A 22485-nucleotide genomic window follows, 5' to 3' on the forward strand; every position below is an offset into this window, starting at 1 on the left:
CCGCTTGGATGACCCGGTCGGCGGGGGAGCGGGGTCAGCGTGGAGGGTGCGGGCATGGGGGAGCGGCGGTCGCTGGGGCGGGGATTCGGGTGGCTGTGGGCCGCGTACGCGGTGAGCACGCTCGGCACGTATCTGGCCCTCGACGCCTTTCCGCTGATCGCGGTCCTCGTGCTGCACGCCGGGCCCGCGCAGGTGTCGCTGCTCGCCTCGGCGGGGCTCGCGGTCGGCGCGGTGGTGGCGGTGCCGCTGGGGCCCTGGGTGGAGTTCCGCCGCAAGCGCCCCGTGATGGTCGGCATGGACGTGGCGCGGTGCGTGGCGCTGCTGAGCGTCCCCGCCGCGTACGCGCTCGGGTGGCTCACCTTCGCCCAGCTCCTCGTGGTGTCCGTCGCCGTCGCCGCCGCCGACATCGCCTTCAGGTCCGCGAGCGGGGCCTGCCTCAAGGCGCTCGTACAGAAGGAGGACCTGCTCGTCGCGAACGGCCGCTTCGAGTCCACGACCTGGACCGCCTCCGCGCTCGGCCCGCCGCTGGGCGGCGCCGCGATCGGCGTGCTCGGCCCGGTGACGACGGTGGTCGCCAACGCGGTCAGCTATCTCCTCTCGGCGCTCGCCCTCCGCGCGATCCCGGGTGGCGAGCCGCGCCCCGCGCGCCGGGAAGCGGCGGCGGGGGCGCGCGCGGGCGAGCTGCTCGAAGGGTGGCGGTACCTGCTGGGCCACGCCACGCTGCGCCCCCTCTTCCTCCACACCGTCCTCTTCAACGGCCTGCTCATGGCGACCTCGCCGCTGCTGCTCTCGCTGATGGTCGGCGACCTCGGCTTCGCGCCCTGGCAGTACGGGCTCGCGTTCGGCATCCCGTGCCTCGGCGGGCTCCTCGGCTCGCGGCTCGCGCCTCCGCTCGTCGCCCGCCACGGACGGCGCAGGGTCCTGTACGCCTCCGGGACGCTGCGCGTGATCTGGCCGGTCGCGCTGGTCCTCGTCGGGCCGGGGGCCGCGGGGATCGCCCTCGTCATCGCCGTCGAGTTCGCGCTCATCACCTGCATCGGCGTGTTCAACCCGGTGCTCTCCACCTACCGGCTCGAACTGACGCCGGACGACCGCGTCGCCCGTACGCTCGCTGCCTGGACGGTCTCCGCCAACGCGGCCCGCGCGGCGCTCACCGCGCTGTGGGGCCTGCTCGCGGGCGCAGTCGGGGCCCGCTCCGCGCTCGGCGTCGCCGGGCTCCTGCTGCTGGCCACCCCGCTGCTGCTGCCGCGCCGCCGCGACGGTGACCGCAGCGAGGAGAAGCAGCCCGAGGCGGAGCTCAGCTGAGCAGCAGCAGCGAGTCCCAGCCGCTCGCGGGCGCGCGGCCCGTGGCGTACGTCTGGAGGGCGAGCGCGATGCCCGCCGCGCCGTCGAGGAACCCCGGCATGTCCAGGTGCAGCCCCCGCGGACCGGCCGCGGGCTGGAAGTAGCGGTAGCCGAACGGGGCTTCGGGCTCGAAGCCCGCCAGCAGCCGCCCGGCGACCGTGTCGGTGGCGGCGGAGAGTCCGGCCTCCGGATGCTCCAGCTCCCACCGCGTCAGCAGGAGGAGCGTGCTCGACCAGCCGTGGCAGAGCGCGTGGTCGTCGATGCCCCAGCCGTCCATGGGCCGCCGCACCATGGCGCGTACGGCCTCGACCCCGGCCGCCGTCCACTCCGGGCGGCCGAGCGCGCGGCCCGCCATGACCAGGGCGCGCCCGGTGCCCGCCGCGCCGTAGCACCAGGAGGGGCGCGCGGGGTCAGGTGTCGGATGGCCGTCGAGGTCGGCGTACGTGGGCAGCGGCAGGTACGGCGTCCAGTACGGCCCGTCCTCGTCCCGCAGGCGCCACCGCAGCAGCCACTCCGCCATCGCCGTGATCGCCTCGTCCTGCCCGGCCACCCTCACGCCCTCGTCCCAGGCCAGCGCGAGGACGCCCAGCGGGCCCGGAATCCCGTGCCCGAGGCCGAAGTTGGCCTGCCCCTCGGCGAAATCCTCGGCGACGAGGGTGCGCTTCGTCGGCCCGAACCACCAGCCCGGCACCTCCACGCCCCGCACGGTCAGCGGGGCGCGCAGCGCGGCGAGGGAGGAGAGCGCCGCGCGCAGCGCCTCGTCCCGCGTGCGCCGGTGCAGCAGATAGCGGGCGACGCCGCTCAGCCCGCTGAGCACGTCCACGACCGCCGGGTACGTCGGCAGGCCCGCGTCCCGCGTCGAGGCGTGCAGCGCGGCCAGGTGGTGCGCGTAGTCGGCCATGCGGGCGTCCGTGCGTTCCAGCAGCGAGGCGTACTCCCCCTCGCGCGCCGCCGCCACCCGCACCGCGCTCGCCAGCGCCCCGGCGCCGGAGAACGCGCCCTGCACCGGGACGTCCTTCGTCGCCTGTGCCGCGAGCGCGAGGCAGCGGTGCGCGGTCAGCCGGTGGTGCTCGGTGTCGCGGTCCGGGTCGCGGCCCAACTCGGCGTGGAGCAGCACGAGCGCGGGGTAGCCGCGGTTGAGGGAGCCCGGCTCCCAGACGGGGGAGCGGACGTCGTCGACCTCGGCGTGCGTGCCGTTCGCGACGGTGGCCGTCACCACGGCCTCGGGGTCCTGGAGCCGCGCGGCCACCTCGGTGACGACGTCGGCGGCGGTGCCGCGCAGCGCGGAGCGCGCCGTCGCCTCGTGCGTCGTGCTCATGCGTGCTCCGCTCTGCCGAGGTGGGTGCGGACGACGCCGCGCAGCAGCCCGTACGCGCGCTGCTCGGCGGCCGGGTCCGTGCCGAGCAGCCGGTTGGCGTGCATGTGCAGCACGCCCGCGACGGACGAGCCGCGCTCGGTGGAGGGCGCGCCGCCCGCGCCGATGCCGAGCGCCTGGCCGTACGCGCGCGCCGCGCGGGTGAGTTCGGCGCGGCAGGCGGCGAGTTCGTCGGTCCCGGCCGTGGCGTCCGGGGTGTCGGCCAGCTTCACGGCGGCGCGCCGCTGGGCCGCCGGAAGCGCGTTCGTCAGCTCGATCGGATAGGCGTCCAGGACCCAGCGCCACCAGTCCCAGTCGCCGAGCGCGGAGAGCAGCGCCGCGTGGTTGAGCGCGGCCAGGGTGTCCAGCGGCATGGCGAGCCGCCCGCGTGCGCGGGCCGCGAGCTGCGCGGTGACCAGGCGGCTGTCGGCGTGGAAGAGCCGCTCGGCGGGTACGAGCGCGTCCGGGCCGCCGTACCGGTCGGTCTCCGGCTCGTACGTGTCGAGGACGAGCTTGCGGATCGCGCCCTCGGCCGCCGCCGAATCGGCCCACTCGTGCAGCGCGGGCAGCACCCGTTCGCGGACCGCGGCGGGGTCGCCGTGGAACCGCACGCGCAGATGGGCGCCGGGGTCGCGGTAGCGGAGGAAGAACCAGCGGTCCACGTCGGGCCCGACCCGCGCGAGCAGCGGCGGCAGCTCCTTGGCCAGCAGGGAGTCGAGCCGGTCGGGCGCCGCGTACACCTTCGCGTACAGCCACTCGCCGCCCGGTGCGTGCCGGACACGCGGTGCGGCGGGGCGCGGGGCGCGCGGCGCGGCGGGCCGGGGGCGCGTGGGCGTGAGCGGCACGACGACCTCGGTGGCGTACCCGTCCGACCAGCCCAGCTCGCCCGGGTCGGCGAGCGGCGACTCCTGCACGTGCGGCACCGCGTGCCCGGTGAACTGGGCGTGCAGCAGCCGCTGGTGCGCGGGCGCCGTCAGGTCCAGGTCGAGATGGTGGTCGAGGACGGTGACGCGGAGCAGGTCCGGCACCGCGTACGCCGCGCGCCACCGCTCCAGCGCCCGCAGCCACTCCTTCTCGCCCAGCCCGGCGTCGCGCAGCTCGGCCGGGGGCCGCCAGCGCGCGAGCGAGAGGACGGCGCGCCCGTGGCGTACGCGCGGCAGGTACGGCAGGACGTCGAGCCTGCCCCACTGCCACGGGGCCCACGGCTTCAGCCCGCTGGTGCCGATCCCGGCGAGGAAGCGGGCGGCGTTGGGCGCCTCGGTCGCGATGTTGAGCATGTGCGGGCGCAGCACCGCGACCTCGCGACCGGTGACCGCCTGGACGAGGAAGAGCCGGTCGCCGTCTGCGCCGACGGCGAGATCGTCCAGGGTGAGGTCCGTGTCCCCGTCCCTCTCCGAGTAGCAGCCGACGGCGACGGCGTGGCGCGTGAGCCGGGGCACGCGGGCGACGTTGCTGGAACGCGCGTGCAGCGGCTGGAAGAAGAGCTGCACGGGCAGCGGTCCCTCGTCGTCGCCCCCGTCGCCCTCGTACAGCCCGGCCAGGTCGCGCCCGGCGCCGAGGACATGGGTGAAGCGGCCCGCCATGGCGCCCGCGCTGTACGAGCCGTTCGCCACCACCAGCCGGAAGTCCCCGGACTCCAGGTCCCGCACGGAACGGGCCAGCGGCTGTACGCACAGGTCGAGCGAGCCGGAGGGGAGGGGCGGGGCGCCGTCGCCGGGGGAGAGGCGGGCGATCAGGGCCTCGTCCAGGACGAGTTCGCCCCGGCCGCCCGGAACGGCCAGTGCCTCGTGCAGGGCCAGGCCCAGCGCCTCGTCGCGCTCCGCCGGGTACGCCACGGCGGGTGCGCCGCCCGCGCTCCGGTCGCTCGCCGGGACCTTGTACCCGGCGGGCGCGCCCAGCCCCCGGTGCGGGTCCAGCACCTCGCGCAGCGGGACGGGGTGATCGGTGCCGTACCGGTCGAGGAACGCCCGGTGGTACTCGGTCAGATGGGGGTACTGCCCCTCGTCGGGCGCCAGCCGCCACAGCACCTCGGCGGCGCGCGCGACCTCCTCCGTGACCGCGTCGGGCAGCCGTACGTCGGCGTCCACGCGCAGGTCCACATGGACGGGCGGGCGGCCCGCCCCCGGCCGTGCGCCGGTCGCGGCGGCGTGCGTCTCGCGCATCGCGGCGACGGCGGCGTGCCAGGCCCCGAGGCCCGCGCCGGGCGCGCTGTCCGCGTAGGCGCCGAGCAGCTCACCGACGCGGCGCAGCCCGGCCGCTGTGGGCGAGGAGACGTCCGCCAGCCGGGAGTTGACGTGGGCGAGCTGGTCGGGCCGGTCCTGGCGGGCCGTGACGTCGGTGAGCAGCACCTCGCGGTCCACGAGTCCGGTGAGCAGCCGGTCGACGTCCGCGTCCGCCGCCTCGGGGAAGCGCTCCTGGACGGCCCGGCGCAGCGCGGCGAAGGTCAGCGGGCGCCGCGCGGCCTCCACGGTGGCGCCGACGACGGGGCTGAGGCCGACCGTCATCTCGTGCGGCACCTGGGCGGCGGGGCCGCCGGACGGGGCCGTGCCGCGCGCGGGGCGTACGTAGGGCAGGACGAGGCGGTCGCCGCGCACGGCGCAGAGGTCGTTGGCGACGACGAGCAGGGCGTCCCGTGCCGCGTCGTCGTGGTGGAGCCGTCCGGCGATCTCGTCCAGCCAGCCGGCGTCGGGCCGCGCGTGCTTGCGGTGCGCGGAGCCCGTCCGTACGGCGGCGGTCTCCCCGCCGAGCCGCGCGGCGCGCACCCCCGCCAGCAGGCCGAAGGGGGTGGGGCGGCCGGTCATCCGCAGGACGTAACGGGTCACGGCGAGCGCGGCGCGGCGCAGCTTGGCGTCGCCGACCGGGACGCCGTTCTCGACCTTGGCGAGGGTGTCGGCGAGCGAGGCGCTCGACACCTCCAGGGCCTCGCGTACGGCCGGGTCCTTCACCAGCTCCAGCAGGTACGGGCCGAGTTCGCCGGGCAGATCTCCCAGGGTGCGGGCCGCCGCCGGGTGCGTGACCGGCAGCGCGGCCATCCGCACCACGCCGAAGTCCGCCGCCCGGAACGCGGCTCCTCCGCCCTCGTCCCCGCCCTCGTCCCCGTTCGTCCGCGGCACTGCCACCCCGTTCCCTCCGTACCGTGGGCGCCGCCCACCCGCGGGCCGGGGCCGGTGGGTGGGCGGCGGTCTGTCAGCGGTGCGTCAGCGCGCGCTCAGCAACAGGGCACGCACATCGCGACGCCGAGCCCGTAGGTGTTGACGGTCGTCGGGGTCAGGCCTGCGGTCTCGTCGAGCTCACGGGCGTCGTCGGGGGCGACGGTGCCGGTCTGGGCGGACTCCACGAGCTCCACATCGAGATCGAACATGGTGCTGGGCATATAGGACCTCCCGTTGTGAATGAACCGCTTCAGCGTCATGTCTCGCTGAAGACACGTCACCATAAGACGGTCAACCGACGGAGATCAACGGTCTGTTGGTGTGCAGAAATATGCAACGTGAGGACAAGTAGAGGCAGTTGTCCGTCAAGTCATGGCCGGTGGTGGGCGCTCGGGACGTGGCCGAAGGCGCGGCGGAAGACCTCCGTGAAGGCGCTCGGGGAGGACCAGCCGCAGCGGTGCGCGACCGTGGTCACCGGCAGCCCCTCGGCCAGCATCCGCAGGGCGTGGTAGAGGCGCAGCTGCGTGCGCCACTGCGGGAAGGTCATGCCGAGTTCGCGGCGGAAGAGGCGGCTCAGCGTCCGTTCGCCCGCGCCCGCCTCGGCGCCGAACTCCGCCAGCGTGCGCGGGTCGGCCGGGTCCCGGTGGAGGAGGCCGCAGACCGCCGCCAGCCGGGGATCGGCGGGCGCCGGGAGCTGCACGGGCTGCTGCGGCGAGGCCCGCAACTGGTCCAGCAGCACCGCCCGCAGCCGCAGCCGCTCCGGGGACGGTGAGCCCTCCTCCGGCGCGCGGGTGTACGCGAGGATCAGCTCCCGCAGCAGCGGCCCCACGGTCAGCACGCTCGGCGCGTCGAGGCCCAGCGGATTGGTGTCGGGCGGCAGGCCGAGCAGGTGCAGCTCCAGATGGCCGTACGCCCGGTGCGCGTGCACGCAGCCCGCCGGGACCCAGATCGCACGGGTGCCGGGCGCGAACCACGTCCCCGCGTCGGTCGAGACGGCCAGCACGCCCGAACCCGCGTAGATGATCTGGTGGTTGTCGTGCCGGTGCGCCTCGATGCCCTCCCCGGCGGCCAGGACGCGGGTGTCGGTGGGCGCCTCGGGCGTGTGGCGGACCGGCCGCCCCCGGAACCGGGCCTGGCGGTCCGGGCGGTCTGCGTGCGGAGGCTGGCGGGGTTGGCGGGGTTGGGGTTGGCGGGTTTCCGGCATACCTTGGCACTTTATCGGAAGCGCGCCACCCCGGCCCCCCGCGACGATCGAGGCATGCCGAAGCCGCACACCCGCTCCCTCGCCCTGCTCTCCGTGAGCCACGCCTGCGTGGACGTCTACCAGGGCGCGGTCGCCGCGCTCATCCCCTTCTTCGTCGCCGAACGGGCCTACAGCTATGCCGCGGCCTCCGGCATCGTGCTCGCCGCGTCCCTCCTCTCCTCCGTCGTCCAGCCGCTGTTCGGGGCGCTCACCGACCGCTGGCCCCTGCCCTGGCTGCTGCCCGTGAGCACCCTCGCGGGCGGCACGGGCGTCGCGCTCGCCGGGGTCAGCGGCTCGTACGCGGTCACGCTCGTCGTGGTCGCGGTCTCCGGCGTCGGGGCCGCCGCGTACCACCCGGAGGCCGCCCGCGTCGCCCGGCGGGCCAGCCGGGGGAGCCACACCGCGATGGGCTGGTTCTCGCTCGGCGGCAACCTCGGATTCGCCACCGCGCCGCTGCTCGTCGCCGCGGTCGTCGCCACCGGCGGGCTGCGGGCCTCGCCCCTCCTCGTCGTCCCGGCCCTGGCGGGGACCGCGCTGTGCGTGGCGGCGCTGCGCACGGCGGGGGCACGCCCGCCCGCGCCCAAGGGGGGTCCCGGGGAGCAGGCGGGCCGGGACGACTGGGCGTCCTTCGCGCGGCTCTCGGGCGCGATCGTGTGCCGCTCGATCGTCTTCGTCGGGCTCAGCACGTTCCTCGCGCTGTACGTGCGCGAGCGCACCTCCGGCGGCGAAGTCTCCGGCACCGTCGCGCTGTTCGTGCTCTACGCCGGGGGCGCGGTCGGCACCGTGGCGGGCGGACGGCTCGCCACGCGCTTCGGCCGTCTCCCCGTGGTCCGCTGGTCGTACGCACTGACCGCGCTGGCCGTCGCCGGGGTCGTCCTCGTTCCCGGGCCGCTCCTCTACGGGTGCGTGGCCCTCACCTCGGCCGGGCTCTACGTCCCGTTCTCCCTGCACATCACCCTCGGCCAGGACTATCTGCCGCGGCGCGTGGGCACGGCGGGCGGCGTCACCCTCGGGCTCACCGTCAGCATCGGCGGCATCGCCAGCCCCCTCATCGGCGCCCTCGCCGACGTGACCTCTCTGCAGGTGGCGCTCGCGCCGCTGATCGCGCTGCCCGCCGTCGGCTGGTTCCTCCTGCGGCCCCTGCGGGAACCGGCCGTTCCGGAGTCCGTGGCGGGGCCGGAGGCCGAAGAAGGCGGGCAGGGGGTTGCCCTGGAGAGCGCTCGAAGCCGTACGTTCCGGGCATGACGACTCCTCAGCACGGCATCGGCTCGGGCTTCGGCCCGCACAGCACCGCGCGGGACGTCCTGCGCGGGACCGACCTCACCGGGCGGCTCGCCGTGGTCACCGGCGGCTACTCCGGGATCGGGCTGGAGACCACGCGGGCCCTCGCCGAAGCGGGCGCCGAGGTCGTGGTGCCCGCGCGGCGTCCGGCCGTCGCCCGTCACGCGGTGGCGGGCCTCGGCCGGGTCACCGTCGACGAGCTGGACCTCGGCGACCAGAACAGCGTCCGGGACTTCGCGGAACGCTTCCTCGCCTCCGGGCGGCCCCTCGACCTGATGGTCAACAGCGCCGGGATCATGGCCTGTCCGGAGACCCGGGTCGGGCCCGGCTGGGAGGCCCAGTTCGCCACCAACCACCTCGGCCACTTCGCGCTCGTCAACCGGCTCGGGCCCGCTCTCACCCGCGCCCGGGACGGCGCGCGCGTCGTCTCCGTCTCCTCCAACGGCCATCAGCTCGGCGGCATCCGCTGGAACGACACGCACTTCACGCGGCACGACTACGACAAATGGCTCGCGTACGGCCAGGCGAAGACGGCCAACGCGCTCTTCGCCGTGGGGCTCGACGCGCTCGGCAAGAGCTCCGGGGTACGGGCGTTCGCCGTCCACCCGGGCATGATCCTCACCGAGCTCGGCCGCCATGTGCCCCGGGACGAGCAGATCGCCGCGGGCTGGATCGACGCCGAGGGGAAGCCGCTCGACCCCGCCGTCAAGACGCCCGAGCAGGGCGCCGCCACCCAGGTGTGGGCGGCGACGTCCCCGCTGCTGGCGGAGCGGGGCGGGGTCTACTGCGAGGACTGCGACATCGCGGAGCCCCGCGACGAGAAGGCGGAGGGGCTCACGAGCGGCGTGAGCGCCCACGCCACGGACCTCGGCGAGGCGGCGCGGCTGTGGGAGCGGTCGGCCTCGCTGACGGGCGTGGACGCGTTCGGCCCCGCGATGACCTTCTGACGGTCACGCCGACCGGGCGAGCCGGAAGCCGAGGTCGTCGATGCGGAACGTCGGATGGCTCTTGCGGCGGCACGAGGCGCGGCAACCCCGGGGCGGGTCCTGCCAGCCGCCGCCCCGGAAGACCCGGTACGGCCCGTACACCTCCGGGTCGTACACGTCCCAGCACCACTCCCACACGTTGCCGATCGTGTCGTACAGGCCCCAGGCGTTGGGCTCCTTGGCGGCGACGTCCTTGATCCGGCCGCGCGAGTTCCCCCGGTACCAGCCGATCGCGTCCAGCTCCCCGTACCGCACCTCGCGCGAGCCTGCCCGGCAGGCGTACTCCCACTCGGCCTCCGTCGGGAGCCGGTAGCCGTCGGCGGTCCAGTCGCAGACCACGCCCTCCGCGTCGGGGCCGTACGCGTCGAGCGGTCCGTAGCAGGGCGTGAGTCCCTCCGCGCGGGAGAGCAGGTCGCAGAAGCGGACGGCATCGAGCCAGGAGACCTCGGTGACGGGGGTGTCGGGACCCGCCGCGCTGGCCGTCGCGTCGCCGCGTACGGCGTGGTACTCCGCGCGCGTCACCGGACACGCCGCGATCCGGAACGGGCGGACGGCGGCGCGCCGGTCCGTCTTGGCGCTCTCGTCCCGCAGGACGATCTCGCCTCCGGGGATCTCGATCATGTGCGGGGACGTCAGGGGCGGTTCGATGGGTGTCACGGGTGCCTTCCTACCTCACGGCCGTGCGGCTCAGGAGTGCAGGGCCAGATACGGCGCCAGCGCCACCAGCGTCGCGGCCAGCGCGAACTTGAGCCGGCGGGTGGGGACGGCACGCGCGATGCGCACGCCGATGAGCACGCCCGCCAGCTCCGGCACACCCACCAGGAGCGCGAGGCCCCAGTCCAGGGAGCCGTGCAGGAGATAGCCCGCCGTACCCACGCTCGCGACGACCACCGACTGGGCCTGCGCCGCCGCCAGCGCGGGCAGCACCGGCAGCCCGCACAGCACGAGCAGCGGCACGCTCAGCATCGGCCCGCCCAGCCCGAAGAGCCCGGCGGCGACCGAGACGAGCAGCCCGACGGCGACGGTCACGGGGGCCGTCAGCGGGCGCGGCCCACCGGCCTCCGCCGTTCCCGTCCCCTCCTGTTCCTGCTCCTGCTTCCGCTCGCGGCGGTCGCGCACCCACACCAGCACGCCCGTCACCGCCACGGCCGCCGCGAGGAGGAGCCCGAACACCCGGCCGGGCAGCAGCGTGTTGAGCAGCACGCCCAGCGGCGTACCGGCCACGGCGGCGGCCGAGAGCAGCAGCGCGGTGCGCCGCGTCGCGGGCTCGCGGAGGTGTCCCGAGCGCGTGTACGCGTACGTGCCGAGCGCGCCCGTCGCCACATGGGTGGCGATGGCCGTGCCCGCGACGGTCGTGGGCGAGAGCCCGGTCAGCAGGAACATGCCCATCGTCGGCAGCACCCCGCCCGGCCCGACGGCGGTGATCCCGATCCCACCCGCGAGCCCGAAGAGCGCGAGCCCGACGAGGGTCATCGTGCCGAGGTCCGTCATCGTGTGGCCTCCTCGTCCGTGGCGACGGACCCGGCGTGCGCGCCCCTGTGCAGGACGGCGCGCAGGGTGAAGCGGTCGGCGCGTACGCGGAGCCACTCCGTGTCCACGGGGCGGCCGTCCGGGAGGCGGGTGAGGCGGTCGATCGCGAACAGGGCCGCGCCGTCGGCGATGCCGAGCAGCCGCGCGGTGTCCGGGTCGGCCGTGACCGCGTGCACGGTGATCTCCGCGCGGCCCAGCCGCAGCCCGCTCGTCTCCTCGATCAGGTCGAACACGTCGCGGTGGGCGAGGTCGCTCTCCAGCAGCGGACGGCCGATGTCCGGCGCGAGCCATGTCGTGTCGACGGAGAGCGGGGCCCCGCCCAGGCGGCGCAGCCGCTCCAGATGGACGGCCTCGGAGCCGTCCGGCAGGCCCAGCCGCTCGGTGATCGCGCGGGGCGCGCGGGGGACGACGCGGGCCGTGCGCACCTCGTTGGTGACCGTGCCGTAGCCGGTCAGGGTCTCGGCGAGGCCCGCGAGCCGGTCCAGGCCGTGCCCGTACTTCGGCGTCACCACCCGCGTCCCCAGGCCCCGTCTGCGGGTGATCAGCCCTTCGTCGCGCAGCAGCGCGAGGGCCTCGCGCACCGCGTTGCGGGACGCGCCCAGCGAACGGGCCAGCGCGGCCTCGTCCGGCAGCCAGCCGTCCTCGAACGCGCCCTCCGTGAGGTGCCGCCGCACCACGTCCGCGACCTGCCGTGCCCGCTCGGCGCGGGAGGTGACCGTCCGGCTCACGCTCGTTCGCCTCCTCCGTGGGGCCCTCCGGCGGGGCCCGCCACGGCGGCAGACGCTACCCCCGCGCGTGTTTCGCCGGAGTTACGCCACCCCCGCCGACCTGCGAAGACGTCTCAGCAGGGACGATGCCGCAGACGCGGGGCACAACGCCGGGTCCGTTCCGGGGATCATGGCGGGGTGACGCTGATACTGACCCGGAGCGACCTGCTGGCCCTCTTCGACCCCGGCGCGTGCGCGGCGGCGCTGGAGGAGGGGTTCCGCGTGGCCGACCGGTCCCCCGTGGAGGGCGTACGGGCCCGGACCGACCTGCCCTTCGCCGGGACGGCCACGGCGCTGCTGCCGGGGGTCCTGCCCGGTGTCCCGGCGTACACGGCCAAGGTCAACGCGAAGTTCCCCGGGGCGCGGCCCGCGCTGCGCGGGGTGGTCTGCCTGCACGACGGCGCTGACGGCGCGCTGCTCGCGCTGCTGGACTCCGCGACGCTCACGGCCTGGCGCACCGGACTGGCCGCGGCGCTCGGCACGCATGTGCTCGCGGCGCCCGACCCGGACGGGGAAGCGGTGCTCGGCGTGGTCGGCGCGGGCGCGCAGGCCGAGGTGATGGTGCGCGGCCTGGACGTGCTGCGCCCCCGCGGCGGACTGGTCGTGCACGACAGCGACCCGGAACGTGCGGCCGTGTTCGCCGCGCGGCACGGCGGACGCGTTCTCGATTCGGCGGCCGACGTCGCGCGCGCCGCCGACACCGTCCTGCTCGCCACCTGGTCCCGTACGCCCGTGCTGTCCCTCGCCGACACCCGCGAAGGGCAGCACCTCACGTCCCTGGGCGCCGACGAGCCCGGCAAGCGCGAACTCGCCCGCGATCTGCTGACGTCCGCGCTCCTCGTCGTCGACCACCGCGAACTGGCCGCCGCCTCGGGCGTCCTGGCCACCGCCGGACTCCCCGCCGGGGCGGCCGAAGCGACCCTCGGCGAGATCCTCCGCCGCGACCGCCCGGGCCGTACGCCGACGACGGACCGCACCGTCTACGCCCCGGTCGGCCTCCCCTGGCAGGACCTCGCGCTGGCCTGGGCGGCGTACGCGCGTGCGGAACGCGAGGGCGTCGGCACGCGCGTCGACCTGCTCTCCTGAAAGCGCACGGTCAGCCCCTCGACTGGCCCCCGTCGAAGTACGCGGTCAGCGCCGGGTCGAGCGCGGGGACGTCGTAGGGGGTGCCGTTCTCGCGGAGGGAGCGGGTGGCCATGACGCCCGCCGCGACGCTCATCCGGGCGGCGACCGGCGAGGTGTCGGTGGTGCCTCCGTCGCGGACGAAGCGGCAGAACTCCCCGATCATCCGCCCGTCGGCGCCGCCGTGCGAGCCCGTGGCCTCGGGGACGCGGTGGACGATGTCGGCGTCGGCGCGGTAGTCGCTCGGGCCCGTGTTCCAGACGCGGACCTCGTCGCCGGGGCGGTCGCCGAAGTTCTCCAGGCGGCCTTCGGTGCCGATGACCGTGTAGTTGCGGAAGTAGTCGGGCGCGAAGTGGCACTGCTGGTAGGTGGCGATGACCCCGTTGTCCAGGCGCATGTTCATCACGGAGACGTCCTCGACGTCCACCACGTGGTTGAGGTTCTCGCGCGCGGTGGGCGGCCACTCGAACTCGCGCAGCCAGGACTCGGGGCGGGGCGTGCCCGGCTCGCGGCGCGGCAGGCCGCCGTAGACCATCAGGTCGCCCAGCGCGTTGACGCGGCTCGTGTAGCCGCCCGCCAGCCAGTGGACGACGTCGAGGTCGTGGGCGCCCTTCTGGAGCAGGAGGCCCGTGGTGCGCTCCCGTTCGGCGTGCCAGTCCTTGAAGTAGTAGTCGCCGCCGTAGGAGACGAAGTGGCGCACCCAGACCGTCTTGGGCTCGCCGATGTCGCCGCGCGCGATGAGATCGCGCATGGTGCGGACGACGCCCATGTGCCGCATGTTGTGCCCTACGTAGAGCCGGGTCCCGGTCTCGTAGGCGGTGCGCAGGATCGTGTCGCACTGCTCGACGGTGATGCCGAGCGGCTTCTCCAGGAACACGGGCTTCCCGGCGCGCAGCGCCGCGCAGGCCAGCTCCTCGTGGGTGTCGTCCGGGGTGGCGATGACGACCGCGTCCACGTTCGTGTCGTCGAGCAGCTTGCGGTAGTCGTCGTGACCCGCCGCGCCCTCGAACCGTTCGAGGGCGGCGGCGAGGACCGCGGGGTCGGTGTCCGCGACGGCCGACACGACCGAGCCCGCGCCGGGCCGGTGCGCCGCGTGGGCGAGGCTGCGGCGCAGGCCGTATCCGATGACGCCGATACGGAGGTCGTCGTTCACGTGAGGGTTCCTGTTCTACGCGGAGGGGTTCGGGACGGGGGCGCGCTCAGCCCTTCATGCCGGAGAAGGCGATGCCCTGGATGAACTGGCGCTGCATCGCCATGAAGACGACGATCACGGGCAGCGTGGCGAGCAGCGCGCCCGCCATCAGCACCGGGTAGTCGGTGAGGTGCGCGCCCTGGAGGGAGGCGAGGCCGACCGAGAGCGGCATCTTCGCGGGGTCGGTGTTGACCACCATCGGCCACATCAGGTCGTTCCAGGACCACAGGAACGTGAGGATGCCGAGCGCGAGCAGTCCCGGCCGGGCCAGCGGCAGCGCGATCCGCCAGTAGATGGTGAACGGGTTGGCGCCGTCGAGCCGCGCGGCCTCCTCCAGCTCGCCCGGCAGCCCCAGGAAGAACTGGCGGAGCAGGAAGGTGCCGAACGCGCTGAACATCCCCGGCACCACCAGCGCCTGGAGCGAGTTGAGCCAGCCGAGGTCCTGCATGATCTGGTACTGCGGCAGCAGGAAGAGCTGGCTCGGCACCATCAGCACCGCGAGGAAGCCCAGGAAGATCACGTTCCGCCCGGGGAAGCGGATCCGCGCGAAGGCGTACGCCGCCATCGAGCAGAGCACCAGCTGCGCCACGGTGCGCAGCCCCGTCATCGCGAAGGTGTTCCAGAACTGCTGGGTGAACGGGATGGACTCCAGGACCTTGGAGTAGTTCGACCACTCCCAGTGCTGGGGCCAGATCGTCGGCGGGACGCGGGTGGACTCGCCGAAGGTCTTGAAGGAGGTCAGGAGCTGCCACAGCAGCGGGAAGACGGTGACGAGGGCACCGACCGAGAGGAGGACGTGCGCGGGCCACAGCCGGCCATGGCGGCGCGAGGGCCGTGCGGTGTCAGCCATAGTGGACCCACCTCTTCTGGAGCCGGAACTGGAGCGCGGTCAGGGCCATGATCAGGACGAAGAGCAGACAGACGATGGCCGCGCCGTAGCCCCGCTGGTTGTCGAAGAACGACTTCTGGAAGAAGAGCATCACGATGGTCTGCCCGTCCGCGTAGGCCGGGTTGGTCAGTCCCGCCTGGGTGTTGCCGCCCAGGATCAGATAGATCAGGTCGAAGACCTGGAGGGACTGGATGATGGAGAGGACGGTCGTGAAGAAGAGCGTCGGGCTGAGGAGCGGCATGGTGACCGAGAAGAACTGCCGCACGCGCCCGGCGCCGTCGAGCGACGCGGCCTCGTAGTAGTCCTGGGGAATGCCCTGGAGCCCGGCGAGCAGCAGGATCATGTTGTAGCCGACGGTCATCCACACGCCGATGGCGGCGATGGCGAAGCGCACGGTGGTGGGGTCGGAGACCCAGTACGTGCCGTCGATGCCGATCGTGTCCAGCGCCTGGTTGAGGATGCCGATGTCGCCGTTGTAGAGCCAGCGCCAGACGACGGCGACGGCGGCGGGCATGGTGACGACGGGCAGGAAGTACAGGGTGCGGTAGATGCCCGTGCCGCGCATGCCCTTCAGGTTGAGCATCACCGCCAGGGCCATCGAGACCGGTATCCCGAGCAGCACCAGTGCCGTGTAGATCAGCGAGTTGCCCAGCGACTGCCAGACCTCGGGGTCGTGGATGAGGGTGCGGTAGTTCTCCAGCCCGATCCACGTCGTACCGCCGAACGCGCCCCACTCGGTGAAGCTGTAGTACATCGTCTGCACGACGGGCCACAGGTAGAAGACCAGCAGTCCGAGCCCGGCGGGGGCGATGAGGAGGTAGCCCCACCACTTGTCGCGGTGGTGGAAGCGGCGCTCGCGGCGGCGCAGTTCCCGCTGGTCCGGTGCCTTGCCGGTGGCGGACGTACCGCCTCCCGCGTCGGCGGGCCGTGCGCGCGTCGGCGGCGCGGGCGTGCTCGTGTTCACGCTCATGACCTCGCGGCCTTCCCTTCCTGGGCGAGCAGTTGGTCCATCGCCCTTGTCAGGGACCGGGTGGCGCTGTCGAGACTCTCGTCCCCGCTCCATGCCCGGGAGAGCCACTGCTGCTCCTTGTGGCTCCAGGCGGCGGTGTTGGTGGATATGGGGTACGGGACCGCGTAGTCGAGCGCGTCCAGGTGGACGTCGAGACTGAAGCGGGGCTTGGCGTCGGCCCAGGGTTTCTGGGTGCCGTTGCGTGCGGGGATGGCGGGCCCGTGCCGGGCCTGGGTGAGCGCGGCCTTCTTCCCGGAGAGGAAGCGCACGAAGTCCCGGGCCAGCTCGGGCTGCTGCGTACGGGCGTAGACCACGTTGCTCAGTCCGTGCAGGATGCTGGCGCGGCGCCTGCCCTTCGGGAGCGGCGCGAGGTCGACCTTGGCGCGGAATTCGGGGTCGGCCCAGAACGTCTCCACGTTGTACGACGCCTCCTGCGCCATTGCGAGCTTGCCGGACTGGAACATCTGCGTCGTGTCCGTGTCCGTGAGCTGCTGCAGGGTGGGGGAGGCGTGGTAGCGGTGGATCATGTCCACCCACAGCTTCAGTCCCTCGCGGGTGCGCGGGTCCGAGTATCCGGAGCGCTTGCGGTCCTTGGAGATGACGTGGCCGCCGGCCTGGGCTATCGAGTTGTAGTAGTTCTCCTGCGCCCAGACGGGGGCCGCGATGCCGTAGACGCCCTTGCGGCGGTCGGTGAGCCGCTGCGCGTTGTTGATCAGGTCCTGCCAGGTCCAGCTCGCGTCCGGGTAGTCGACCCCGGCCTTGTCGAAGATCTCCTTGTTGAACCAGAGGGCGACGGTGTCGAAGTCCTTCGGCGCCCCGTACTGGGTGCCCTCCCAGCGGTAGAGCGAGACGAGGTCGGACGGGAAGTCGGACGGGTCGAAGACGGCGTCCGCGCCCTCGGTCTCCAGCGGCAGGAACTGCCCCGCGTTCGCGTAGAGGCCGAAGTTGGGGCCGTTCATCCAGAACACGTCGGGCGCGGTGCCGCTGGTGCAGGCGGTGCGCAGTTTCGTCCAGTACGTGGTGGTGTTCGGGGTGAGCTGCACATCGACCGTCACCCCGGGGCGGCTGCGCTCGAACTCGCGGGCGACCCGTTTCATCGCGGGCACCTGGTAGACGTCCCACACCCCGTACGTGAGGTGGCCGCGCCGCTTCGCCGAGGAGCCGCCGCCGGTCAGGGCGCCGCAGCCCGCCGTGAGCGCGGCGGTGGCGGCCGTGGTCGCGGCCGTGGTGAGGAGGGAGCGCCGACGCATGCGGGGGCCTTTCTGAACGACCGGGCTGCACGAGGAGTACGGGGCCCGAGACGGAGGAGGCGATCACTTTCGCTGTGCGGCGACGCTAAATGTTCAAACATGCCGCGTCAATAGTCGTTTCAATCAACTTCTTGCATGCGATCGCGCGCTCACGGAGAGGTGCGAGCAGAGGTGCGAGCAGAGGTGCGAGCAGAGGTGCGAGCGGGGCCCGCACGGGCACGAAGTGCCTGGCTGTGGCCTCACGGGCTGTGATATGCCTTCACCCACCCTCGTACCCTCGTCCGCGACCTGAAGGGGAGTGTCCGTGTCCAAGGACGCCCGGTGGAGCACTCTCCTGGAGATGCTCGCCCAGCACGGCCGACTGGGGGTCGAGGACGCCGCCGCCGCGCTCGACGTCTCGTCCGCGACCATCCGCCGCGACCTCGACGAGCTCCATGAGCAGCAGCTCCTCACGCGCACCCGCGGCGGCGCCGTCGCGCACGGCGTCTCCTACGAACTCCCGCTGCGCTACAAGAAGTCGCGCCAGGCCGCCGAGAAGGAGCGCATCGGGCGCGCCGTGGCCGAACTGGTCGCGCCCGGCGAGGTCGTGGGCCTCACTGGCGGCACCACGATCACGGAGGTCGCGCGGGCGCTCTCCGTACGCCCCGACATCGTCGGCGACGCGGACGCGGGCGGAAAGGGCCGCCCGCCCGCGCTCACCGTGGTGACGAACGCGCTCAACATCGCGCACGAGCTGACCATCCGCCCGCAGATCAAGATCGTGGTGACGGGCGGCGTCGCGCGCTCCCAGTCCTACGAGCTCACGGGGCACCTCGCCAGCGGCGTGCTCGCCGAGATAGCCATGGACGTCGCCGTCCTCGGCGTCAACGCGCTCACCGTCGAGAGCGGCGCCTACGTGCACCACGAGGGCGAGGCCAACATCAACCGGCTGCTCGCCGAGCGCGCCCAGCGCACCATCGTGGCCGCCGACTCCTCGAAGATCGGCAAGCGCGCCTTCGTCCGCGTCTGCGCCCTCGACCAGGTCGACGTCCTGGTCACCGACGACGCCCTCCCGGAGGCCGCCGCCGCCGGATTCCGCGACGCGGGCGTGACCGTGGTGACCGTCTGACGACTGACCTCTGCGCGCTACGCGCGGAGACGACTGCGGAGACGACTGCGCGGTTCTGCGCGATACCGCGCACTTTCGCACATGACCGGAACGGTTATGTGCCCGATGCCGCACCGTGGTGGTCGACGAGGCGGCCGAGCAGCGCGACGAGCGCGGCGCGGTCGGACTCCGGGAGCGGGGCGAGCAGTTCGTCCTGGACCCCTTCGAGCACGCGGTCCAGCCGCTGGAGGCGCCGCGCGCCCGAGGCGGTGAGCGTGACCAGGCTCCGCCTGCCGTGCGCCGGGTCGGGGGAGCGCTCCACGTGCTCCTCGTCGGCGAGTTGGGCCAGGGCGGTGGTCACGTCGCTGCGGTCCATGCTGCACCGGCGCCCGAGCGCCGCCTGGCTGGAGGGCCCGTACTCCTTGAGCGCCGCGAGCAGCCGGTAGTGGTACCCGCGCGCGCCCTCCTCGCTGAAGGCGTCGGAGACCAGGCGGCGTACGTGCACGGAGAGCTGGCTGATCAGCCAGCTCGGCTTGGATGTGAGACGGGCGGGTGCGGATTCCATGGGGAGAGCCTAGGCGGCGAGTGTTGGCGTGACCAATGTTGGCGCGACCAACAAAGCACGCTATGTTGGTGCGACCAACATGCTCCAGGGAGGGAAACACCATGACCACGACCCAGCAGCTCGCCGACCGCGCCGCGATAGCCGACCTCGTGGCCCGGCTCGGGCACTGGCTGGACAGCGGGGACCCCGGCACGGAAGCCCTGCGGGACATCTACGCCGAGGATGTCGTCGTCGAGACGGTCCGCGGCACCCTGTGCGGGCTCGACGACGTCATGACCCATGTCGGGCGGGCCCGGACCGGCGACGAGCGCACCCAGCACTTCAACACCGACCTGCTCATCGACCTCGACGGCGACCGCGCCGAGGTCGCCGTCCAGCAGCTCGTCCACTTCTTCCGGCCCGGCGGCACGCCCCACCGCACCGCCGGGGTGCGCTGCGCGTACGGGGCCGTCCGTACGGGCGAGGGGTGGCGCTTCGCGCGGGCCGAGTTCGCGCCGCGCTGGATCGAGCACGCGGAGGCGGAGGCACAGGCTCAGTCCGTGACGGCCCCGTCCTCCGCCTCGGCCTCGTAGCGTTCGTTGGCGCGGTCGATCTCCGCCATGTGCTCCTCGGCCCACGCCCGTACGAGCGCGAGCGGCTCCTCCAGGGAGAGGCCGAGCGGGGTGAGGCGGTAGTGGACGCGGGGTGGGACCGTGGGCTCCACGCGGCGGGCGACCAGCCCGTCGCGGGCCATGCTCCGCAGCGTGGTGGAGAGCATCTTCTGCGAGACGCCCGGCATCCGGCGGCGCAGCTCCGCGAAGCGGACCTCGTCCGGCGCCGACTCGGCCAGCACCTTCACCGCCATCGACGTCCACTTCGTGCCGATCCTGTCGAGCAGGCGGCGCGTTGGGCACTCCGGCGAGAAGAGGTCGCCACGTGCCGGGAAGGACGGGGAGGGGGTCACCTTGGGCTCACCACCTGTCGGGGAAGTGCCGTCTTACGGCGGCCACGGTAGTCACCTAGCGTGCGGTTGTCACCATTGGTTACCGCCCCGCCGGGAGGCCCCGTGTCCGCCGAGCCCCAAGTCGCCCTCCGTACCGTCCCGGTCGCCGACGGCGTCGAACTGAACGTCGCCGTCGCCGGTACGGGCCCCGCCGTGCTGCTCCTGCACGGCTTCCCGCACACCTGGCAGGTGTGGACCCGCGTGCTGGGCCCGCTCGCCGAGCGGTACCGGGTGATCGCCCCCGACCTGCGGGGCTTCGGGGCCAGTACACGCGCGGCCGGGGGCTACGACGCCGCGACGCTGGCCGCCGACGCCGAGGCGCTGCTCGGTGCCCTCGGTGTACGTTCCGCCGCCGTGGCCGCCCTCGACGCGGGCGTGCCCCCGGCCTTCCTGCTCGCCCTGCGCCGCCCTGACCTGGTGCGGCGGGTGGTGCTGATGGAGTCCCTGCTCGGCACTCTCCCCGGCGCGGAGGACTTCCTCGCCGGGGGACCGCCCTGGTGGTTCGGCTTCCACGCGGTCCCCGGCCTCGCCGAGTCGGTCCTGACGGGGCACGAGGGACGGTACGTCGACTGGTTCCTCGACAGCGGGACCCTCGGTGAGGGCGTTCCGGGCTCCCTTTCCGGTGTACGTGACGCCTTCGTCCACGCGTACACCGGGGAGGAGGCCCTGCGCTGCGCCTTCTCGTACTACCGCGAACTCCCCACGAGCGACCGGCAGATACGCCGGGCGCTGGACGAGGGCCTGCGGCTCACCGTGCCCGCCATGACCGTCGGCGCCCGGCCGGTGGGGCGGGCGCTGGAGCGGCAGCTGAGTCCGTTCGCCGATGAGCTGACCGGACACCTCGTCGAGGACTGCGGCCACCTGATCCCCCTCCACCGTCCCGCCGCCCTCCTCTCCCTTCTCCGTCCCTTCCTCGCGCATGGGAAGCTGGAGGCGTGACGACGCTGGAGGATCTCCGCCGGCTGCGCCGGGCCCGCGACATGATGGACCGCGACTACGCGCAGCCGCTCGACGTGCCCGCGCTGGCGCGCGAGGCGCTGATGTCGCCGGGCCACTTCTCGCGCGGCTTCCGCGCCGCCTACGGCGAGACGCCGTACAGCTATCTGATGACGCGCCGCATCGAGCGGGCCAAGGCGCTGCTGCGGCGGGGCGATCTGTCGGTGACGGAGGTCTGCTTCGAGGTGGGCTGTACGTCGCTGGGGTCCTTCAGTTCGCGCTTCACGGAGCTGGTCGGCGAGAGCCCGAGCGCGTACCGGGCACGTGATCACGCGGAGGGCGCGGCCGTCCCCGCCTGCCTCGCCAAGATCTATACGCGACCGGTCAGGAACGGAGAAGCGAAACCCGCACCCCGCTCGTAGCGTGAACGCATGGACATCAACCTTTCCACGTGCTTCATCGCCGTCGACGACCACGACAAGGCCCTCGCCTTCTACCGGGACGTGCTCGGGATGGAGGTGCGCAACGACGTCGGGTTCGAGGGGATGCGCTGGGTGACCCTCGGCTCCCCGGCCCAGCCCGACGTGAACATCGTGCTGGAGCCGCCGCTCGCGGACCCGAACGCCTCGCCCGCCGACCGGCAGGCCATGGCGGAGCTGCTGGCCAAGGGGCTGCTGCGCGGGGTCATCCTCACCACCGAGGACGTCGACGCGACGTTCGAGCACATCCGCGCGGCGGGCGGCGACGTCCTCCAGGAGCCCACCGACCAGCCCTACGGCGTCCGCGACTGCGCCTTCCGCGACCCCGCGGGCAACATGCTGCGCATCAACCAGCGGCCGAAGCAGTGACGTCGGGGGCCACGTCCTCCAGCCGGTAGCCCGCGCCCTCCCGGTGGACCCGGCCCGCCGTCGGCGGCGGGAAGTGGGAGCCGAGGAGCAGGGCCCCGGTGTCCGCGGCGCGCTCCAGGAGGGCGCGACGGCTGCGGACCGCGCCCTCCGGATCGGTGTCGACGCGGCTGGTGAGGGCGGGGTCGGCGAGCTGGACGGGGTGGTGGACGCAGTCGCCCGTGATGACGGCGGTCGCGCCGCCGTCCCCCGGGCCGCCGTTCCCCGAGCCGCCGTCGGTCAGTTCGACCGCGATCTGCCCGGGTGTGTGGCCGGGCGTGGGTAGCAGCCGTACGCCGGGGGCGATCTCCGTGCCGTCCTCCCCGACGTCGACGAGGTCGAGCAGCCCCGCGTCCCGTACGGGGAGCACCGCGTCGCGGAACATCTGGCGGCGCGACTCCTCCATGTCCACGGAGGCCCAGTGGTCCCACTCCGTGCGCGAGGTCAGATAGCGGGCGTGCGGGAAGGTCGGGACCCAGGTGCCGCCGTCGTCGCGGGTGTTCCAGCCGACGTGGTCGGTGTGGAGATGGGTCAGGACGACCAGGTCGACGGAGTCCGGCGCGAAGCCCGCCTCGGCGAGCCGGTCGAGGTAGGGGGTGTCGAGGCCGTGCCAGGCCGCGTTGGCGCGGGTCCTGCCGTTGCCGACCCCCGTGTCGACCAGGACGCGCCGCCCGTCCGCCGTCTCGAAGGCGAAGGTGTGGCTGGACATCAGGAGCCCGCCGTCGGAGGCGGCCTCAGCCCCCGGGAGGATCCAGGCGCCCACGGCGGGCGGGAACACCGTCTCGTCGACGCGGTGGACGCGCAGGCCGCCGACGGTCCAGGAATGGGGCATGGGGTGGATCCCTTCTGAAGCTGAAGCCTCTAAAGCTCTTTCTTTGCGTTAGTGGCAACCGTATGCCTAGGCTGCGGCTA

General features: G+C 73.7%; 23 protein-coding genes. 9 read left to right on the plus strand and 14 right to left on the minus strand.

All coding sequences use genetic code 11. The features are described 5' to 3' along the window. The first annotated feature begins 54 nt into the window (after window positions 1–54). Window positions 55–1305 carry an MFS transporter gene (locus tag ACGF3A_RS14525; RefSeq protein WP_393729496.1) on the plus strand — a complete coding sequence of 417 codons (1251 nt, stop codon included), beginning with the start codon at window positions 55–57 and terminating at the stop codon, window positions 1303–1305. Here ACGF3A_RS14525 and ACGF3A_RS14530 read toward each other — a convergent pair. From ACGF3A_RS14530 to ACGF3A_RS14545, 4 genes are all read right to left on the minus strand, one after another. Then, a complete protein-coding gene (locus ACGF3A_RS14530) occupies window positions 1298–2662 on the minus strand; it encodes a lanthionine synthetase C family protein (protein ID WP_393729498.1) in 1365 nt (454 codons plus the stop codon). The two genes, ACGF3A_RS14525 and ACGF3A_RS14530, sit on opposite strands and share 8 nt — an antisense overlap. After that, a complete protein-coding gene (locus ACGF3A_RS14535) occupies window positions 2659–5817 on the minus strand; it encodes a lantibiotic dehydratase (RefSeq protein ID WP_393729500.1) in 3159 nt (1052 codons plus the stop codon). Before ACGF3A_RS14535 ends, ACGF3A_RS14530 begins: the two co-directional genes overlap by 4 nt. A gap of 89 nt (window positions 5818–5906) precedes the next feature. Further along, a complete protein-coding gene (locus ACGF3A_RS14540) occupies window positions 5907–6071 on the minus strand; it encodes a hypothetical protein (protein WP_393729502.1) in 165 nt (54 codons plus the stop codon). Between the two features lie 149 nt (window positions 6072–6220). Next, complete coding sequence (locus ACGF3A_RS14545; protein WP_393729504.1) at window positions 6221–7054, minus strand: AraC family transcriptional regulator; 834 nt, start codon at window positions 7052–7054, stop codon at window positions 6221–6223. Window positions 7055–7108: 54 nt separating this feature from the next. Between ACGF3A_RS14545 and ACGF3A_RS14550 the strand changes: the two genes are divergently transcribed. Next, window positions 7109–8338 (plus strand): MFS transporter, encoded by a 1230-nt coding sequence (locus ACGF3A_RS14550; protein WP_393729506.1) that lies wholly within the window; start codon window positions 7109–7111, stop codon window positions 8336–8338. Then, window positions 8335–9321 (plus strand): SDR family NAD(P)-dependent oxidoreductase, encoded by a 987-nt coding sequence (locus tag ACGF3A_RS14555; RefSeq protein WP_393729508.1) that lies wholly within the window; start codon window positions 8335–8337, stop codon window positions 9319–9321. Before ACGF3A_RS14550 ends, ACGF3A_RS14555 begins: the two co-directional genes overlap by 4 nt. 3 nt (window positions 9322–9324) lie before the next feature. On the opposite strand, the gene ACGF3A_RS14560 is transcribed toward ACGF3A_RS14555, so the two are convergent. The 3 genes from ACGF3A_RS14560 to ACGF3A_RS14570 all read right to left on the minus strand — a co-directional run bounded on the left by ACGF3A_RS14560 (window position 9325) and on the right by ACGF3A_RS14570 (window position 11618). Further along, window positions 9325–9981 (minus strand): formylglycine-generating enzyme family protein, encoded by a 657-nt coding sequence (locus ACGF3A_RS14560; protein ID WP_393730674.1) that lies wholly within the window; start codon window positions 9979–9981, stop codon window positions 9325–9327. 66 nt (window positions 9982–10047) lie between these two features. Next, window positions 10048–10851, minus strand: coding sequence for a sulfite exporter TauE/SafE family protein (locus ACGF3A_RS14565; RefSeq protein WP_393729510.1), 804 nt, complete (start codon window positions 10849–10851; stop codon window positions 10048–10050). Next, window positions 10848–11618: a GntR family transcriptional regulator gene (locus ACGF3A_RS14570; RefSeq protein WP_393729512.1), complete on the minus strand. Its 771-nt coding sequence runs from the start codon at window positions 11616–11618 to the stop codon at window positions 10848–10850. Before ACGF3A_RS14570 ends, ACGF3A_RS14565 begins: the two co-directional genes overlap by 4 nt. A 177-nt stretch (window positions 11619–11795) precedes the next feature. Here ACGF3A_RS14570 and ACGF3A_RS14575 point away from each other — a divergent pair, with 177 nt between their 5' ends. Continuing rightward, entirely contained in the window at window positions 11796–12743 is a 948-nt protein-coding gene (locus ACGF3A_RS14575) for an ornithine cyclodeaminase family protein (protein WP_393729514.1), read from the plus strand. A gap of 10 nt (window positions 12744–12753) precedes the next feature. On the opposite strand, the gene ACGF3A_RS14580 is transcribed toward ACGF3A_RS14575, so the two are convergent. From ACGF3A_RS14580 to ACGF3A_RS14595, 4 genes are read right to left on the minus strand one after another with little or no spacing between them, the layout of a single operon-like run. Then, window positions 12754–13932 carry a Gfo/Idh/MocA family protein gene (locus ACGF3A_RS14580; protein ID WP_393729516.1) on the minus strand — a complete coding sequence of 393 codons (1179 nt, stop codon included), beginning with the start codon at window positions 13930–13932 and terminating at the stop codon, window positions 12754–12756. Between the two features lie 46 nt (window positions 13933–13978). Next, window positions 13979–14821: a carbohydrate ABC transporter permease gene (locus ACGF3A_RS14585; protein WP_393729518.1), complete on the minus strand. Its 843-nt coding sequence runs from the start codon at window positions 14819–14821 to the stop codon at window positions 13979–13981. Then, window positions 14814–15830 carry a carbohydrate ABC transporter permease gene (locus tag ACGF3A_RS14590; protein ID WP_393729520.1) on the minus strand — a complete coding sequence of 339 codons (1017 nt, stop codon included), beginning with the start codon at window positions 15828–15830 and terminating at the stop codon, window positions 14814–14816. Before ACGF3A_RS14590 ends, ACGF3A_RS14585 begins: the two co-directional genes overlap by 8 nt. Beyond that, on the minus strand, window positions 15827–17119 hold the full coding sequence (locus ACGF3A_RS14595) for an ABC transporter substrate-binding protein (protein ID WP_393729522.1): 1293 nt from the start codon (window positions 17117–17119) through the stop codon (window positions 15827–15829). Before ACGF3A_RS14595 ends, ACGF3A_RS14590 begins: the two co-directional genes overlap by 4 nt. A gap of 304 nt (window positions 17120–17423) precedes the next feature. On the opposite strand from ACGF3A_RS14595, the gene ACGF3A_RS14600 reads away from it, so the two are divergent. Next, the gene (locus ACGF3A_RS14600; RefSeq protein WP_393729524.1) at window positions 17424–18227 is read left to right on the plus strand and encodes a DeoR/GlpR family DNA-binding transcription regulator; all 804 of its coding nucleotides are present in this window, start codon (window positions 17424–17426) and stop codon (window positions 18225–18227) included. A gap of 94 nt (window positions 18228–18321) precedes the next feature. Here the strand turns inward: ACGF3A_RS14600 and ACGF3A_RS14605 are convergent, their stop codons facing one another. After that, complete coding sequence (locus ACGF3A_RS14605; protein WP_393729527.1) at window positions 18322–18771, minus strand: MarR family winged helix-turn-helix transcriptional regulator; 450 nt, start codon at window positions 18769–18771, stop codon at window positions 18322–18324. Window positions 18772–18872: 101 nt separating this feature from the next. Here ACGF3A_RS14605 and ACGF3A_RS14610 point away from each other — a divergent pair, with 101 nt between their 5' ends. After that, the gene (locus ACGF3A_RS14610; RefSeq protein WP_393729529.1) at window positions 18873–19343 is read left to right on the plus strand and encodes a nuclear transport factor 2 family protein; all 471 of its coding nucleotides are present in this window, start codon (window positions 18873–18875) and stop codon (window positions 19341–19343) included. Here ACGF3A_RS14610 and ACGF3A_RS14615 read toward each other — a convergent pair. Beyond that, window positions 19304–19714 (minus strand): winged helix-turn-helix transcriptional regulator, encoded by a 411-nt coding sequence (locus ACGF3A_RS14615; RefSeq protein WP_393729531.1) that lies wholly within the window; start codon window positions 19712–19714, stop codon window positions 19304–19306. The two genes, ACGF3A_RS14610 and ACGF3A_RS14615, sit on opposite strands and share 40 nt — an antisense overlap. Before the next feature lie 102 nt (window positions 19715–19816). Between ACGF3A_RS14615 and ACGF3A_RS14620 the strand changes: the two genes are divergently transcribed. From ACGF3A_RS14620 to ACGF3A_RS14630, 3 genes are read left to right on the plus strand one after another with little or no spacing between them, the layout of a single operon-like run. Beyond that, window positions 19817–20692 (plus strand): alpha/beta hydrolase, encoded by an 876-nt coding sequence (locus ACGF3A_RS14620; RefSeq protein WP_393729533.1) that lies wholly within the window; start codon window positions 19817–19819, stop codon window positions 20690–20692. After that, the gene (locus tag ACGF3A_RS14625; protein WP_393729535.1) at window positions 20689–21111 is read left to right on the plus strand and encodes a helix-turn-helix transcriptional regulator; all 423 of its coding nucleotides are present in this window, start codon (window positions 20689–20691) and stop codon (window positions 21109–21111) included. Before ACGF3A_RS14620 ends, ACGF3A_RS14625 begins: the two co-directional genes overlap by 4 nt. Window positions 21112–21120: 9 nt before the next feature. Further along, window positions 21121–21537 carry a VOC family protein gene (locus ACGF3A_RS14630; RefSeq protein ID WP_393729537.1) on the plus strand — a complete coding sequence of 139 codons (417 nt, stop codon included), beginning with the start codon at window positions 21121–21123 and terminating at the stop codon, window positions 21535–21537. On the opposite strand, the gene ACGF3A_RS14635 is transcribed toward ACGF3A_RS14630, so the two are convergent. After that, a complete protein-coding gene (locus tag ACGF3A_RS14635) occupies window positions 21515–22405 on the minus strand; it encodes an MBL fold metallo-hydrolase (RefSeq protein WP_393729539.1) in 891 nt (296 codons plus the stop codon). The two genes, ACGF3A_RS14630 and ACGF3A_RS14635, sit on opposite strands and share 23 nt — an antisense overlap. Window positions 22406–22485 lie beyond the last annotated feature (80 nt).

The organism is Streptomyces sp. NPDC048172 (assembly GCF_043202595.1).
GTDB lineage: Bacteria > Actinomycetota > Actinomycetes > Streptomycetales > Streptomycetaceae > Streptomyces.

Coding starts and splice junctions, on each gene's coding strand:
- ACGF3A_RS14525 (WP_393729496.1), top strand. CDS start 55: ATGGGGGAGCGGCGGTCGCTGGGGCGGGGATTCGGGTGGCTGTGGGCC.
- ACGF3A_RS14530 (WP_393729498.1), bottom strand. CDS start 2,662: ATGAGCACGACGCACGAGGCGACGGCGCGCTCCGCGCTGCGCGGCACC.
- ACGF3A_RS14540 (WP_393729502.1), bottom strand. CDS start 6,071: ATGCCCAGCACCATGTTCGATCTCGATGTGGAGCTCGTGGAGTCCGCC.
- ACGF3A_RS14545 (WP_393729504.1), bottom strand. CDS start 7,054: ATGCCGGAAACCCGCCAACCCCAACCCCGCCAACCCCGCCAGCCTCCG.
- ACGF3A_RS14550 (WP_393729506.1), top strand. CDS start 7,109: ATGCCGAAGCCGCACACCCGCTCCCTCGCCCTGCTCTCCGTGAGCCAC.
- ACGF3A_RS14555 (WP_393729508.1), top strand. CDS start 8,335: ATGACGACTCCTCAGCACGGCATCGGCTCGGGCTTCGGCCCGCACAGC.
- ACGF3A_RS14560 (WP_393730674.1), bottom strand. CDS start 9,981: ATGATCGAGATCCCCGGAGGCGAGATCGTCCTGCGGGACGAGAGCGCC.
- ACGF3A_RS14565 (WP_393729510.1), bottom strand. CDS start 10,851: ATGACGGACCTCGGCACGATGACCCTCGTCGGGCTCGCGCTCTTCGGG.
- ACGF3A_RS14585 (WP_393729518.1), bottom strand. CDS start 14,821: ATGGCTGACACCGCACGGCCCTCGCGCCGCCATGGCCGGCTGTGGCCC.
- ACGF3A_RS14590 (WP_393729520.1), bottom strand. CDS start 15,830: ATGAGCGTGAACACGAGCACGCCCGCGCCGCCGACGCGCGCACGGCCC.
- ACGF3A_RS14595 (WP_393729522.1), bottom strand. CDS start 17,119: ATGCGTCGGCGCTCCCTCCTCACCACGGCCGCGACCACGGCCGCCACC.
- ACGF3A_RS14605 (WP_393729527.1), bottom strand. CDS start 18,771: ATGGAATCCGCACCCGCCCGTCTCACATCCAAGCCGAGCTGGCTGATC.
- ACGF3A_RS14610 (WP_393729529.1), top strand. CDS start 18,873: ATGACCACGACCCAGCAGCTCGCCGACCGCGCCGCGATAGCCGACCTC.
- ACGF3A_RS14630 (WP_393729537.1), top strand. CDS start 21,121: ATGGACATCAACCTTTCCACGTGCTTCATCGCCGTCGACGACCACGAC.
- ACGF3A_RS14635 (WP_393729539.1), bottom strand. CDS start 22,405: ATGCCCCATTCCTGGACCGTCGGCGGCCTGCGCGTCCACCGCGTCGAC.